Source organism: Natrialba asiatica DSM 12278 (assembly GCF_000337555.1).
GTDB classification, from domain to species: Archaea; Halobacteriota; Halobacteria; order Halobacteriales; family Natrialbaceae; genus Natrialba; species Natrialba asiatica.
Genome location: NZ_AOIO01000003.1, coordinates 342761 through 357468, shown reverse-complemented (window position 1 = coordinate 357468; position 14708 = coordinate 342761). Strand labels below are relative to the sequence as shown.

Sequence of the window (14708 nt, the reverse complement as noted above, 5' to 3'; positions counted from 1 at the left end):
ATCTCGGTTTGATGCCGTTTCCCTACGGCGTTTCACCGGCGGAGGCGAAGTACGAGGGAACCGGTGGAACGAACGCGACACTCGGCGGCTGGCACCTCTCGCTCAATCCCAACAGCGAGAAGCTCGCGGCCGCGGTCGAGTTGCTTCAGGTGATGACGTCCGACGAGTTCTATCTGGATATTTTCGAGCTTACCGGGTCGACGCCGCCGAAGCCGGCGCTGTTCGAGTCCGAGCAGGCTCGGGAGGTCGACGTTATGAATCGGTATCTCAAGACGCTTCGATTTCAGTCGGAGCATCAGTGGGTTCATCCGATCAATCCCCTGTGGGAGACCCAATCGAGCAGGATCGGTAGCGAGTTTCACGCGTGTCTCAACCGAGAGAAATCACCCGAAGATGCCGTCGCGGCGGCACAGGAAGACGTTGAAGCGGCCGAACGGGTGGGTGTCTGACGTGGGGTTTCCACCGAACGCGCGTGCAGAACGGAAACGGATAGATCGTGATACCAACCTGGAGTAACCGATCATGATGAGAACAATACGACGGGCAGTTTCGCCCGTGCTCTATCGGATCGAACGCTTGGACGAAGACAGATACGGCTATCTGCTGATCGCACCGATGTTTCTCGTGCTTTCGGTCCTGGCCTTCTATCCCCTTGCGCGGACGTTCTGGGTCTCGCTGCGCGCCGACGATCTGTACGGAACGGAACCGATCGGCGCGTTCGAGGGGATTCGGAATTACTGGATGATCCTTTCGGGAGACGCGAACGTCGTTCTGAGTTATCCGTTCTTCTCGCTCGAGAATCCGCTCTCGAGCGCGCTCGTCGTTACGGTGGGTATCACCCTCATCAGCGTCGTCATCGGGACCGTATTGGGACTGGGTATGGCGGTTATTCTGAACAAGGAATTTCGGGCGCGGTCGGTCGCTCGCACGATCGTCATCCTTCCCTGGGCGATTCCGATCGTTATCCAGGGAATGATGTTCTATCTGTTGTTCCAGCCCTCGATCAGTTCCCTCGTCGAACCGCTGCACGACCTCGGGGTACTGTCGGCGAACCCGCTGGTGAGCAGTCGTGATTCGATGCTCATGATTATCCTTATCGACGTTTGGCGGAAGGTTCCCTTTATCGCGTTGATCATCATGGCGGGACTGGCGAGCATCGATCGAAGTCTCTACGACGTGGCGAAGGTTGCGGGGGCTTCGAAGTGGCAGCAGTTCAGACTGATAACGCTGCCGCTGGTCAAACCCGTCGTTCTCATCGGAATGATCTTCTATACGATCAGTTCGATGAAAATTTACGGTATCGTCGAGGCGTCGACGGGCTGCAGTACGGTTCCGACGCTAACCTGCCTTGTCGTGGATACGTTTCGCATGCAGCGCTGGGCGATGGCGTCCGCGATAGCGTTCCTCACCGCGCTCATTATCGGCGGAATCGTCATGGTGTATCTCGTGCAGTTCAGAGCGGGGGTGAACGCGGATGAGTAATCCGGTGACGACCGATGCGGCCGAAAAGAGAGGGATCGTTCGGCAAGTCGTTGATTTCCTCGTCTCCGAACCGGCCGACACGTACAGACTCCTGTTTTACGTCGGACTCGTCGGATTCATTTCGATCACGTTGTTTCCCTTCTATTGGCTGTTCATCCTCGCCGTAACACCGCGAGGCCAGCTTCGAAACATGGGGCTCGTCCCCGAGGGATTCAACCCGTCCGTCTTCCTCACGGTTCTCCAGGAGTATCCGCTCCACCACTACATCTTCAACAGCATCGTGATAGCAGGGATTACCGTGGTCATCTGTCTTGTGATCGGGAGCCTCGCCGGTTACGCGTTCGGCCGCGTCGAGTTCCGCGGCAAGGGACCGCTCATGTTGCTCTTGCTCCTCATCTCGTACTTTCCCGGGATCACCTACCTGATTCCGTTGTTCGAGATGCTAAGCGGCACGCTTACGATCGGCGTGTTCGTGACGCCGGATCTCTACAATACGCCGTGGTCGATGGCGTTCCCGTTTACGATGTTGAGCCTTCCGCTCACGATTTTTATCCTCACGACCTTCTACAGCCAGATTCCGGATGGGCTCGAAGACGCAGCCAGGGTCGAGGGAACGACGCGGTTGGGCGCGCTGTTTCGGGTCATCATTCCGCTTTCCGCGCCCGGCGTCGCGACGGCGGCGATCATCGTCTTCATCGGCGTCTACCGCGAATTCTTCTTTTCGTTCATGATGACCGACGGCCAGCCCGACAACTGGGCCGTGCTGGTCTATGGGATCCTCAACTTCCAGCAGCAACACACCGAGCTCTGGAACCTGATGGCGGCGGCGAGTCTCATCGGGATTCTTCCGGTCGCGCTGTTGGTCATTCTCGCACAGAAACACATCGTAAGAGGCTTAACGTCGGGTGGGTTAAAGGAGTGATACGATATGGGGAATGTTAGCCTCTGTGATGCGTTCAAGCGCTACGACGATATCGTCGCGGTCAACGAGATGACCCTCGAGATCGAGGACGGCGAGTTCCTCTGTCTCGTCGGTCCGTCCGGCTGTGGCAAGTCGACGACCCTCGAGATGATCTCGGGGTTGACGCTGCCGTCGGACGGGACGATCTCCATCGCCGGCGACGACGTCACGGACGATCCGCCGAAGGACCGAGACATCGCGATGGTCTTTCAGAACATCGCGCTGTTTCCCCACATGGACGTCTACGACAACATCAGCTTCGGGTTGCGGCTTCGGGATTTCGAGCGGGCGGAGATCGATCGCCGCGTCGAGCAGGCGGCGACGATCGTCAAACTCGACGGGATGCTAGATCGCAGTCCCAAGGAACTGTCCGGCGGGCAACAACAACGCGTCGGCATCGCCCGCGCAATCGTCCGCGAGCCGGCGGTGTTCCTGATGGACGAACCGCTGGCGAACCTCGATGCGAAGTTGCGCGTGCACATGCGAACCGAAATCCAGCGCCTGCAGAAGGAACTCGACATCACGACCGTCTACGTGACCCACGACCAGGAGGAGGCGATGACGATGGCAGACCGGATCGCGATCATCGATCAGGGCGTCATCCAGCAGTGCGCACCGCCGCTTGAGTGCTATACCCGTCCGGCGAACGAGTTCGTCGCGACGTTCATCGGGAGTCCGTCGATGAATAGGTTCGACGGCGTCGTTCGCGACGAGAGTATCGAAACTGAGCATCTCGAACTCGCGCTCAAACCTGAGCGCGGACGCGAATATGAACTCGGCGATGAAGACGGCGGCCGCGACGTTTCGGTCGGGGTGCGTCCGGAGAACGTCTACCTGGTCTCGAGCGACGACGAGCCCGCGAGTCCGAGTGCCTCGTTTGCTGCGGTCGTCGACGTGCTCGAACCGGTCGGCGACCAGACCTACGCGTACGTCCGACCCCAGAGTGCGTCGGCTCCGCCGTCGACCGACGGGTCGCTTATGGGCGACGCCACAGAGCAGTTGCTCGTCAGCGTCGATCCCGACACCTCGATCGGCGAGGACGAGCGGATCGAGGTGGTTTTCGACCGCGAGAAGGTGCACGTTTTCGACGATGCGTCCGGTGATGCCCTCACTCACGGTCTCGTCGGCCCGCTTCCCACGGATGATGCAGCCAGCTCGTCGGAAGAGGTACAGGGTGATTGACCGATGGTGACGACCGCCGGCGTGGTGTTCGTCATCGCCGCTGTCGCACTGTTTTTCTTCTGGATCTACGGCATCGTCTCGTTCTACTTCGATCTACGATACCGATTCGTCCCGGTCGTTCGTGAGTACCGTCGCGAGGACGAGCAGTACGACCGTTCGGTCCCGGACGAACTCCGCTGATTACGCCGCGGCGGGACGCGAGTTCGAAAGCGCTTCCGGGGCGGTTTCGGCGTCTACAATCGATCGAACGACCAGATCTGGTGGGACGCTCCTCGCCACGGTCCCGCGCGGACTGGTGCGCCCGAGTCCAGCGCGGCGTCGGCGACTTCGAGGCGACCGCCGGGAACGTCAACCTGAAAGCCGCTCTCGTACCGTTCCGCTCGGTACTCCGCGACGCTCCCTTGGACCGCGTCGGTGCCCGAGAAGACGATTCCCTTTCCGCTGTGTTCTGCGGCGAGCGTGAACCAGCCTTGCCGCCCCTCCATCTCCCCGTCGACGACCCAGCGCTGATGGGGGTCGTCGGCGAACTCGCCCTGTTGGATCGCCGCCCCGGTAGCCGTCGATCCATCCGCGACTTCGAGGACCTTGCCGCTGTGCTCGGCGACGATGCGGTACGTGCCGGGCTCGATCGACTGAACGGCTTCCTCCCAGAGCGAGTCCCGGTCGATCTCGCGGCCGATCGCCGCGCGGGGGCGGTCGACGACGTAATCGACGTCGATGTCGGTTCCCGGATCCGTACGCCACTCGAAGACGAGGTCCCACTGCCCGGTTTCGGCGTTCCACGCCGGATACTGCTCCCAGGCGGCCGCTGCACTCGCCTCGTCGTACGGTGCCGTGCGAGCCTCGGGTGTCGACCGGTAGTGTTCGGAGACACCCGCGACGCGGGCAGCCGGCGACCCGCCGGATTCGAGCGTAACGGTTCCTCGGTCGAGACCGCCGCCGACGTTCCCACGGACGACCGTCGTCTCGGAGGCGGTCTTGATGCGGCCCTCCGTGCCGCCGCCGCGCACGTCGTTGTTGATGAACTGGTTGTGCAGACAGGCGCCGTCTTCGTCGATCGCCCACGGTTGTCGCGGCTCGTCGCGGTCGTCGGTGATCCGAAGATTAGCTAGCGTCACGCCCTCGTTTATCTCCGAACTCTCGCCCATGAGTCCGATCGACCAAAAGTTGACGCCGGGGCCGTCGGTGTTCTTGATTACGCCGCCGAGGATTTTCACGTTCTTGACGTCCACGAGGAGGATTCCGGCCTTCCGGCCGCCCTGGATGAGTACCGAGCCGACGGTAACGTCTCGCGTCCCGGTAATTATCGACAGCCCGCGGACGCCGCCGCGGCTGATAACGCGGCCCACGGAGACGTTACGACACCCGTTTGCCAACCGGAACGTCGCGTAATCGAACGACGGATTCCGCCCGACGACCTGCCCGACCGTCGCGTCGACCGTCTCGTTCAGCAGGACCACGGAGCTACCCGGATCGACGCCGGTAACCTGGCCGATCTGTATCCGTTCGACGTCGTAGGTTTCGATCCCGTGGTGGCCCGTATTCGCCACGTACGCGGTGTCGATCTGGACGTCCGTACAGCCGCCCTGGAGCCGAACGCCCTGTACCGTCACGCCGTCGATCCACAGCCGACCGATGGTCAGGTCCGAACAGTCGTCGGCGAAGATTGCCCTACTCGCGGGGCCGCGTACGACCAGCCGGGTGAACTCGACGTTCTCGACACCCTCCACCAAAAATAGATCGCCCGTTTCGCCCTCGACCGTCACCGCTCCGGCGATGGCCAGGCGCGTGTGACTCGGCACGTCCACGCCCGTTACGTCATGGCTATCGCTCACTGTCAGATCCGTCGCGATCTGAACGGTCGCTTTCGTTCGCCGGTCCGCGTCGAGCGCATCGAGCGCCGCCTGTAGGACGGCCATCGGCTCGCCGTCGCTCGCGACGGTGCCGCCCCGATCGTCGGCGTGATAGACTCCATCGTCGTCTCGCCACACGACGACCGCCGCGTCCCGCGAGTTCGTGTGCGTGTGTGCGACGTCAAGCGCGTCCAGATCCGTCAATCGGTGTCCGCTCGCGGTAACGTCCGCCTCCCACTCGTACCACGGCTGGGTTCCGAGCCCGTCCCGTCCGTCCGTTCGTGCGCTCTCCCGTGCGCTCACTGCGCCGGTCAGCGTTGCGCCGAGCCCGACAGCGCCGAGCGCCGTCATTGCGCCGCGCCGCCCCATCGAGATCCGTCCGTTCGTTTCTCGTTCGGACCCGTGCGTTCCGTTCTGTGAACTATCGCCATTGCTCATGCTAATATCTGCCGCGGTAGTGCGACACAATCACGGGACGACGCTAACGGCCTTAATTCTTCCCCGACTGAAGTTCGCTCGGGGTGGCTCGTCTGCCGGTACGAGTCGGTCGAATCGTCCGAAGCGTCCGACGCCGCACTCGAGTTCGCGTTCGCGACGTATCCGGCTGTCCACGATCACGGCGAGATGCGGCACCGGTCCCGCGGACGGACACGAGGGTAGTGCGGTGGGGAGTGACCTGGATCATTCCTTTTGCCGGGGCGGAACTCGTCTCGTAGGCTTCATCACAGTCGTGGGCTATCCGGGTCTCCGAAAGTGATTCAGATCGATCGCCTCGGCCATCGCCCGATATCCCGCGTCGCTCGGATGCAGGTGATCTCCGCTATCGTACTCCGGGCGGATTCGCTCCGGATCGTCCGGGTCGCGAATCGCGCGATCGAAGTCGATAACGCCGTCAAAGGCTCCGCTCGTTCGAACGAACTCGTTTACTTGTTGTCGTTTCCGTTCGCCCTCCTCGTAGTAGTATTCTGCTCCCTCGAACGGCGTCAGCGTTCCGCCCACGATACGGACCCCGTGCGTGTGAGCGCGCTGAATCAGTTGCTGGTATCCGGCAATTATTTCGTCAGCCGTGACGCTCGCTGCGGGAGCGTACGCCGAACCGCTGTTCCGTTCGAAGCCGATATCGTTGATCCCTTCTAAGAGCACGATGTCCGTCACACCCGGTTGTGTAAGGACGTCTCGGTCGAACCGAGCGAGCGCGTTTTCGCCGAACGTGTCGGAGTCGTGGCGCACGCGGTTCCCGGAAATACCGGCGTTCAGTACGGATTTTCGAGGGAACGGTCGCTCGTTGACTCGGTCGGAGAGAACGGCGGGATAGGATGCGTTGGCGTCGATCGTCGATGCAGCCCCGTCGGTGATCGAGTCGCCGAAACAAACGATGGCACCCGTTTTGTTCGGCGCGAGCACGTCCACCCCTTCGAGGAAGAACCAGTGTGTCACTGGGGTCGTAAATGCGTCTCCGTTGAGTTCGGTCGTCCGATCTCCTGCCGGCGATACGTACGACGTTCGCGTCTCGAGTTGGTGCCACGTCGCCGGACCGGTTGCTGATTCGGCGTACAGAGAAATTGCAAGGTTCTGTCCCGGTCCGATCCGTCGATCGACGGGGTCGCTAACGACTCGGGAACCGGACGGAATCGTCACGCTTGGTTCTCCGCCGAAGGTGATCCGACGTAGCGTTCCCGGCTCGACGCTCGCATCCGCCGCCTGAATCCCGACGGAGGCTCGATCGAAGGTGACCGGCCGATCTCCGAAGGCATTCGAGAGGCGAATACGGATGGCGTGGCCGCCGACGCTCGTCCGGATTAGCAGCCGCAGCGTTTCGTCCTCGAAGCCACGGGCTGAAACCCCTTCTGCGAGCGGGGCTTGCGGACTCGCCGTCCACGTTCCCAAAAACTCGTTTCGCCGATTCGTCCCTTCCTCCGACGCATCGGTCCGACCGGCTTGCTTGTCCGTGCTATCGCCGAACGCGACTCTCGCTACTCCCACTCCCGTCAGTCCGCTAATCGCGCGCAGTGCGCTCCGACGAGTTCTCATCGACATCGTTCATCACCGGTTTTCCGATTCATGTCACTGTGAGACATGACACGTGATCGGCTACAGGAGCCCCGATAGTTAGTCGCCGCTTTTGCCGCGTGCAGGTGCTGTATCCGAAAATAAGGCGCTCCTACCGTCGCCGACTTCATGGCTGTTTACCGGCCGTTCAATTGCACTCCCGTTACTCGGTGAACTCTCGGTGAACTCCGGCTACAAGTCGGTTATTTCGCTCCGTCTCTCGACAGATCGACTACGTGAGTGGTGGCGGGAAAATTGACTCGGAAGCGACGAATAGTTCCTTGTCTTGAGATGCAATTGTTTTGAAATTTCTCTCCGCAGTCGAGGTGACTGCCCGTCGATAGTATCTAGTTTAGTACCGGTACTGATATATAGGATGGATGTCTATTCCGTTGTTTCGAATTAGAGCTATGCCGAAATCACCCAAGAACATTCACTGCCGTTCGTCTAACTACCTAACGGATTACGGAAGCGATCAACGCGCATTTTGGTCTGTGAGACCACTCTTCGGTCAGATTTGCTCTTACCGCCGAACTGACTGACTACTTCCGATTGAAAGACGGAAATCAGATAGCCAGCGCTATCAACGGGACACGCAGTATCAGAGAGATCGTGGTTCTCGGTCGATATGTGAACGAATACAACGGCTGTACCGGTCCGTCGTCGTTCAAAACCTGCGATATCGAGAAAGGACGTTGACTCGGTGTTATTGTGCCATATAAACAATATAGTCCATCGATATAATTGGCAATAAATCGATAATAGCGTCCCGTCAACGGCGTCGCCGTCCACAGACCGATCCGCGTTCTGCTGTCGAGGTAAATCTCAGATTCGCCGACCATGAAAACGAAGGTCGCTAGGGAACCGCGCGACGGCAACGCTTTCGTGGCTGCCGGAGAGCGTGGAACGCTGCTCGCCGATCGATATACCAGTGCCAGATTTTTCCAGAGAGTTCATCGCCGACCAGGCGACGACTTGCGTGTGCGTCTCGAGCGACCAACCGATTGCGCGGAGTCGGGCGGCAAACGCCTAACGGGTGTCGCCATCCGGTTACGCTCCGACGGCTCATCACTTCCGCCACGTAGCACTCGGTGAGCGGGTCGACGAGCAACACGGACGAACTAGCTCTCGACCTGTCCGTTTTCAAATCGTTCTCACCACGAATTGATGGACAATCTATACCGGAAGGAATCAGCATATATGAGCGGTTTACCAATATTGGAAATAATCGGCCTGTGTTCAATGAATCGTGAATAGAGAAGATGACTATTTATTTGGACGAGTTCAGTCGAACCATGTCCGACACTGAGGGGAACGATTATATGGCCGGACCGTGAGATACTGTGTGAGATGATAGTATGAGACGGGCTGGCATAGATATCGGCGGCACGTTCACGGACGTCATTCTCTTCGACGAAGAGACGGGAGACGTCGAAATCGAGAAGACGCCCTCGACGCCGGCTAATCCCGCCGACGGCGTCATCGACGGATTGACCAAATCGGATACCGAAATCGGCGACCTGGAGTTCTTCTCGCACGGATCGACCGTCGGGACGAACGCGCTTATCGAGCGCGAACTGCCGCGGATCGGCCTAATTACGACCGAGGGGTTTCGGGACGTACACGAAATCCGCGACGGGACGAAAGAGGATCTTTGGGATGCGTACGAAGACGTTGCCGATCCTTACGTACGAAGGCGGGACCGACTCGAAGTGCCCGAGCGTATCGATTATGCGGGAAACGTCGTCGAACCGCTGGACGAGGAGGCTGTCCGAGAGGTCGTTCGGATCTTCGAGAAGCGCGATATCGATACGATCGCTGTCTCGTTGATCAATGCGTACGTTAATGGAGAGCACGAACAACGAGTCGAGGAAATCGTCGCGGCGGAGTATCCCGATGCGTTCGTTTGTACATCCCACGAGATTTTGCCGGAGATGTTCGAGCACGAACGGACCAGCACGACGGTCATCAACGCGGCGCTAGTGCCGGTTGTCCGCGACTATCTGACCGATCTCGAAGCCAAACTCGGTGAGCGTGGATACGGTGGCGACGTCCTCGCGATGCATTCGGGTGGCGGCGTGATGACGACTGAGGCCATCGCTTACTACGCGGCTCGTATCGCGAACTCGGGCCCGACAGCGGGCGCGATCGCAAGCCAGTATATTGCCGATCAGTGCGGCTTCGAGAACGCGATCGGGTTCGATATGGGCGGTACCAGCGCTGACGTCTCGCTGACGCACCAGGGCGAGATCGAGATGACCGACGAGTGGGCCGTCGAGTACGGGTATCCGATCATGTTCCCGTCGACGGATATCGAAACGATCGGTGCCGGCGGCGGGTCAATCGCCTGGATTGATGACGGTGGCTCGCTTCGGGTTGGCCCGAACAGCCAGGGTGCCGATCCGGGACCGGCCTGTTATCTTCGGGGCGGAGATAAACCGACGACGACCGACGCGAACGTCGTTCTCGGCTGGGTCGACCCGGATCGGTTCCTCGGCGGCGACATGGATGCCACCGCCGAACCCGCCCGGGAAGTTATTCGGCGTGATATCGCCGACCCACTCGGACTCGGACTCACGGAGGCTGCGTCGGCGATCGAACGGATCGCGGTCGCGAACATGTGTAACGCCGTGCGGCTGGTTTCGACGAGCAAGGGCTTCGATCCGCGCGATTTCGCACTCGTCGCGTTCGGCGGTGCGGGGCCGTTACACGCGGCACACGTCGCCCGAGAGATGAACGTTCCACAGGTCATCATCCCGCCCTACCCGGGAATTAACTCGGCGCTCGGCTGTCTGCTGGTCGACGTCGAACACGATCTTTCGCAGACGTTTATCGCCGACGCCGCGGCGGATATCGTCGACGATATCGAGACCGCGTTCGCGGACATGGAAGCCGAAATCCGCGAGCGACTCGACGAGGAGGGAATCGACGAGAGCGAGATGCGGATGGATCACGAGATCAAGATGCGTTACACCGGCCAGTGGCGCTCGCTCGAGGTCGGCTGCTCGCGTCCGCTCGAGAGCATGGAGGCGATTCGGGAACGCTTCCATCGCCAGCACGAACAGACGTACGCCTACTCTGACGAGGACCAACCGGTCGAAGTCTACGGATTGCACGTGACCGGTCGCGGCGTCGTCGAGAAACCCTCGTTCCCCGAAATCGACTCGGGAAAGGCCGATACGGCCCGGCGAACGACCCGAGATGCGTACTTCGAGACTGCAGGCGAGTTCATCGACACGGCCGTGTACGAGCGCGCTGCACTCGGAGCGGGGGCGACGTTCGAAGGACCTGCGATCGTCGAGCAAATGGACTCGACGGTGGTCGTCCCGCCGAACGCGACGGCCGAGGTCGACGAGACGGGTACCATTATTCTCACGGTGTAATCATGACTGAAACGCAACCACAGACGGACATCGATCTCGATCCGGTTACGTTCGAGGTGCTTCGCAGTTCCTTTACGAACCTCGTCGACCGAATGGCACAGCAGATCCGACGGACGTGCTACTCGTTCGTCATCTACAACCGCGACTTCAGCAACTGTCTGAACGACGCCGAGGGGAACACGGTGATGCAGGGGTCGAAAGACATCGCCGTCCACGTCGGGACCCTCCACTACACCTGTAAAGAGACCCTCGAATACTTCGAGGGCGACATCAATCCCGGTGACGTCTACATCGTCAACGATCCGTATCTCGGCGGGACACATATCAACGACGTGCGGATCATGCGGCCGGTCTTCCACGAGGGTGAACTGATCGCCGTCACCCAGTCGAACGGTCACTGGGCGGACGTCGGCGGCCCCGCTCCCGGCTCGTTCAACATCGAGGCGAACGACCACTTCGCGGAGGGAATGCGCATCCCGCCGCTGAAGATCTGGGACGCCGGCGAGTTCCGCGACGACGTTGCCAACCTTCTGACGACCAACATGCGCCTCTCGGAGGACCGCATGGGTGACCTTCGCGCCCAGACCGAGGCGACGCGGATCGCGGAGGAACGACTGCTCGAACTCGTCGAGAAGTACGGCGTCGACACGGTCACGACCGCCTTCGACGAGTCGAAGGACTACGTCGAGCGCATCATGCGCGAGCAACTCAGCGACCTGCCCGACGGCACCTGGCACACCCGGGACTACATCGACGCCGACCCGAACAAAGAGGAGGGGTTCGTCACGATCGACGTCGAGATGACCATCGACGGCGACGAGGTCCACTACGACCTCTCCGGATCGGACGAGTACGTCGGCAACTTCCTGAACTCGACGTTCGGGACCTCCTTTTCGGCGGTCGTCTCCGGGACGAAGATGTTCTTCCCCGACGTGCCGCTGAACTCGGGGCTCTACCGCGTCGTCAGCGCCGACCTCCCCGAGGGAACCGTCGTCAACGCACCCGAACCCGTTCCCGTGACGGGCTCGGTCGCCGGCGCGTACGAGAAGGTGATGAACGCCATCTTCGAACTCTGGTCGGAGGTGCTGCCCGAGCGGGCGATGGCCTGTGCGTTCAACCTCGAGTACCTGCTCGCGGGCGGGCAGGACCAGCGACCCGGCCGCGACGACCAGGAGTTCGCCTGGTACGACTGGATGGCCGGGGGCTGGGGCGGCCGCGACGGCAAGGACGGCTCGAACGCGACCGCGCCGGTATTCGGAGCCGGACTCGCCGTCCAGTCGCTCGAGGGCCAGGAGCGAGACACGCCGCTCGTGACCAGCGAGCACTCGATCGTCACCGACTCCGCGGGCCCCGGCGAGTTCCGCGGCGGCTGCGGACTCCGCAAGGGCGGCCGGATGCTCGCCTGCGAGAACAGCGTCATGTCGTACTGTTCGGACCGCGCCCGGTCGATCACCTGGGGGATCAACGGCGGGCTTCCGGGCGTTCCCCACGGCGTCACCCTTACTCGAGACGGCGAGTCCGAGGACATGGGGACCGTGTTCTCGAACGTCCCGATCGCCGAGGGCGACGAGTTCGTCCGTCCGTCCTCCGGCGGCGGCGGATTCGGCGACCCGCTGGAACGCGATCCCGAGGCGGTTCTCGAGGACGTCAAAGACGACTACGTGTCCGTCGAACGCGCCGAGCGGGATTACGGCGTCGTCATCGAGGAGATCGATCCGGACGTTTGTGCGTACGAGATCGCTCTCGAGGCGACCGGCGAACGACGCGCGTTCATCCGCGCCAACCGCGAGGACTGGCTCCGGGAGGACCCCGACGCGATCACCGAGCGCTACCGCGAGGGCGAACTCGACAAACTAGATCTCATTCGCCGCTACGGCGTGATCCTCGACTGGTCGTCCGGCGAGTTACTCGAGCGGACGACGGCGGAGTTCCGCGAACTGCTTCAGGAACGGGCGGCGAGCGAGTGGACGGATTGAGAACCGTGTCGCGTACGTCCGTGGCACGGCGGCACGCCATTCTTGCCGTTTCGCCGTCGAGTCGTCGAGTCGGCGATTGCCTGCCGGTGAGCGTGTCACCGATTCCAGCGTTCGATCCCGAGTACGACACTTCCGATTCCGAGTAGCCCGACGGCGACCGTCACGATCGGCGTATCGCATCGATTCACGCCTCCGTCGGGCGAGTAGCCGAGCACTCCCACGTAGAACTCGTAATACTCGAATCCGCCGGGCGGTTCAGCGCCGCTGTATCCGACATCGGTACACGAAGACAGCGGCAATTCCGGGAACGAGAGCGCGATGAAGATCGCAACGAGCCCGCCGCTCAGTAGACACCCCGTCGCGAGTAGCGTCCATCGGCTTGCCATCAGTTGTTGATTCCTTTCAGCCACGATAGTTGTCTGGGGGTGAATATACATCCGATTCACACCCCGTCTCAGCCGGTTTATTGGTTCGTGGCCGTTGCGATCCTAGAAAACAGCCCCTGTACCGTTCTCCCGCGTTACCCTCAGCCATCGGTTCGATGCCCCATTGAGTGTTCGTTTCCCTGTCGTGACACGGAGCCAAGGTCACGCGCTGCACTCGACCGACTCAGTCGTCCGCGCCGGTTACCGGCTCCCACGTCCGCGGCGACCGGTTCAATCGCTCGCAGCCCTCGTCGGTAACGACGACCAGATCCTCGATTCGGATACCGAACTCGTCATCGAGGTAGACGCCGGGTTCGATGCTGAATACCATTCCCGGCTCGAGTTCACGGTCGTTGCCGTCCGTGATGTATGGCGGTTCGTGGACTTCGAGGCCGACGCCGTGGCCGGTGCGGTGGATGAATCGGTCGCCGTAGCCGCGCTCGTCGAGGACGTTTCGTGCGGCGTGATCGACCGCTTGGGCCTCGATCCCGGGCTCGACGGCGCGAATAGCGGCCTTTTGGGCGGCCAGGACGGCGTCGTGGGCGTCTTCGAAGCCGGCGGGGGGATCGCCGGCGAAGACCACGGTTCGCGTCTGGTCGCTGGGATAGCTCTCGACGACGGTGCCGAAGTCGAGGACGACGGGGTCGCCGCGCTGAATCGTCCGGTCGGTGTGGCGATGGTGGGGGCGAGCGCCGTTCGGTCCGGACCCGACGACGGTTTCGAAGGAGACGCTGCTGCCGCCGGCCGCAGACAGTCGGTTTTCGATCTCGTCGGCGAGTTCAGTTTCGGTGAGGCCGATCGCGTCGGCACCGAGGCTGCGAATGGCGGTGCTGACGTCGTCGGCGACGGTCGCCGCGGCGCGGAGGTGGTCGAGTTCACGTTCGTCCTTTCGGATTCGAAGGTCGTTGAGGAGTTGACTCGCCAGACCGAAGGTGGCTTCGGGAAACGTCTCTCGGAGGTCCTGCGTGAAGCGGGCCCACATGCGGTCGTCGACCAGCAGGTGCCCGGATTCGATCCCGAGTTCGTCGCCGAGGGTGGCGAGGAGGGTGGTCGGATCGTCGCCGTCGTCCCAGGTGCGGATGGACGACACGGGCGTTTCGGCCGCGAGCTGGGTATCGTACATCGTGGGGGCGAGAAAGACCGCCTCGTCTGCCGTGACGAACAGGAAGAGATGGCGTTCCATCGGCTCCTCGTCGAAGCCGCTGAGATACGCGAGGTTCGTGCTCGGGAAGAGGACGAGGGCATCCGCCGGTGCGTCCTGAATACGATCGTGTGCCCGTGCGAGTCGCCGTTCGATCGCGGTGGGCGTCTCGCCCGCTGATNCTCATTTGGATTCGAGTGGTGGTTCGGTCGCCGCCTCCTGAGTTGTACGGGTTTCCCGCGTGGCCCTATAGGTT

General features: G+C 61.5%; 10 protein-coding genes and 1 pseudogene. 7 read left to right on the top strand and 4 right to left on the bottom strand.

Annotation, left to right across the window (positions count from 1 at the left end):
• The 5 genes and pseudogenes from C481_RS01470 to C481_RS22040 form a co-directional block, all read left to right on the top strand.
• Positions 1 to 449: pseudogene (locus C481_RS01470) on the top strand (ABC transporter substrate-binding protein); the annotation flags it as partial.
• A gap of 127 nt (positions 450 to 576) precedes the next feature.
• On the top strand, positions 577 to 1482 hold the full coding sequence (locus tag C481_RS01465) for a carbohydrate ABC transporter permease (protein ID WP_241434617.1): 906 nt from the start codon (positions 577 to 579) through the stop codon (positions 1480 to 1482).
• A complete protein-coding gene (locus C481_RS01460; protein WP_006107010.1) occupies positions 1475 to 2404 on the top strand; it encodes a carbohydrate ABC transporter permease in 930 nt (309 codons plus the stop codon). Before C481_RS01465 ends, C481_RS01460 begins: the two co-directional genes overlap by 8 nt.
• Before the next feature lie 6 nt (positions 2405 to 2410).
• A complete protein-coding gene (locus C481_RS01455) occupies positions 2411 to 3625 on the top strand; it encodes an ABC transporter ATP-binding protein (RefSeq protein ID WP_006107009.1) in 1215 nt (404 codons plus the stop codon).
• 3 nt (positions 3626 to 3628) lie between these two features.
• A complete protein-coding gene (locus tag C481_RS22040; protein ID WP_006107008.1) occupies positions 3629 to 3805 on the top strand; it encodes a hypothetical protein in 177 nt (58 codons plus the stop codon).
• Between the two features lie 53 nt (positions 3806 to 3858).
• Here C481_RS22040 and C481_RS01450 read toward each other — a convergent pair whose 3' ends face one another.
• Both C481_RS01450 and C481_RS01445 read right to left on the bottom strand, forming a co-directional pair.
• The gene (locus C481_RS01450) at positions 3859 to 5916 is read right to left on the bottom strand and encodes an RICIN domain-containing protein (RefSeq protein ID WP_006107007.1); all 2058 of its coding nucleotides are present in this window, start codon (positions 5914 to 5916) and stop codon (positions 3859 to 3861) included.
• A gap of 297 nt (positions 5917 to 6213) precedes the next feature.
• The gene (locus tag C481_RS01445; protein ID WP_241434616.1) at positions 6214 to 7461 is read right to left on the bottom strand and encodes an SGNH/GDSL hydrolase family protein; all 1248 of its coding nucleotides are present in this window, start codon (positions 7459 to 7461) and stop codon (positions 6214 to 6216) included.
• Positions 7462 to 8885: 1424 nt separating this feature from the next.
• Here C481_RS01445 and C481_RS01440 point away from each other — a divergent pair.
• A complete protein-coding gene (locus C481_RS01440; protein ID WP_006107004.1) occupies positions 8886 to 10910 on the top strand; it encodes a hydantoinase/oxoprolinase family protein in 2025 nt (674 codons plus the stop codon).
• 2 nt (positions 10911 to 10912) lie between these two features.
• Entirely contained in the window at positions 10913 to 12886 is a 1974-nt protein-coding gene (locus tag C481_RS01435) for a hydantoinase B/oxoprolinase family protein (protein ID WP_006107002.1), read from the top strand.
• Positions 12887 to 12981: 95 nt separating this feature from the next.
• Here the strand turns inward: C481_RS01435 and C481_RS01430 are convergent, their stop codons facing one another.
• Positions 12982 to 13272 (bottom strand): hypothetical protein, encoded by a 291-nt coding sequence (locus tag C481_RS01430; protein ID WP_006107000.1) that lies wholly within the window; start codon positions 13270 to 13272, stop codon positions 12982 to 12984.
• Positions 13273 to 13495: 223 nt separating this feature from the next.
• Positions 13496 to 14608 carry a M24 family metallopeptidase gene (locus tag C481_RS01425; RefSeq protein ID WP_049904298.1) on the bottom strand — a complete coding sequence of 371 codons (1113 nt, stop codon included), beginning with the start codon at positions 14606 to 14608 and terminating at the stop codon, positions 13496 to 13498.
• Positions 14609 to 14708: the final 100 nt, after the last annotated feature.

Bases quoted from the DNA above. Each gene is read 5' to 3' on its own strand.
- C481_RS01430 (WP_006107000.1), bottom strand. From the start codon at position 13,272: ATGGCAAGCCGATGGACGCTACTCGCGACGGGGTGTCTACTGAGCGGC.
- C481_RS01455 (WP_006107009.1), top strand. From the start codon at position 2,411: ATGGGGAATGTTAGCCTCTGTGATGCGTTCAAGCGCTACGACGATATC.
- C481_RS01450 (WP_006107007.1), bottom strand. From the start codon at position 5,916: ATGAGCAATGGCGATAGTTCACAGAACGGAACGCACGGGTCCGAACGA.
- C481_RS01435 (WP_006107002.1), top strand. From the start codon at position 10,913: ATGACTGAAACGCAACCACAGACGGACATCGATCTCGATCCGGTTACG.
- C481_RS01460 (WP_006107010.1), top strand. From the start codon at position 1,475: ATGAGTAATCCGGTGACGACCGATGCGGCCGAAAAGAGAGGGATCGTT.
- C481_RS22040 (WP_006107008.1), top strand. From the start codon at position 3,629: ATGGTGACGACCGCCGGCGTGGTGTTCGTCATCGCCGCTGTCGCACTG.
- C481_RS01440 (WP_006107004.1), top strand. From the start codon at position 8,886: ATGAGACGGGCTGGCATAGATATCGGCGGCACGTTCACGGACGTCATT.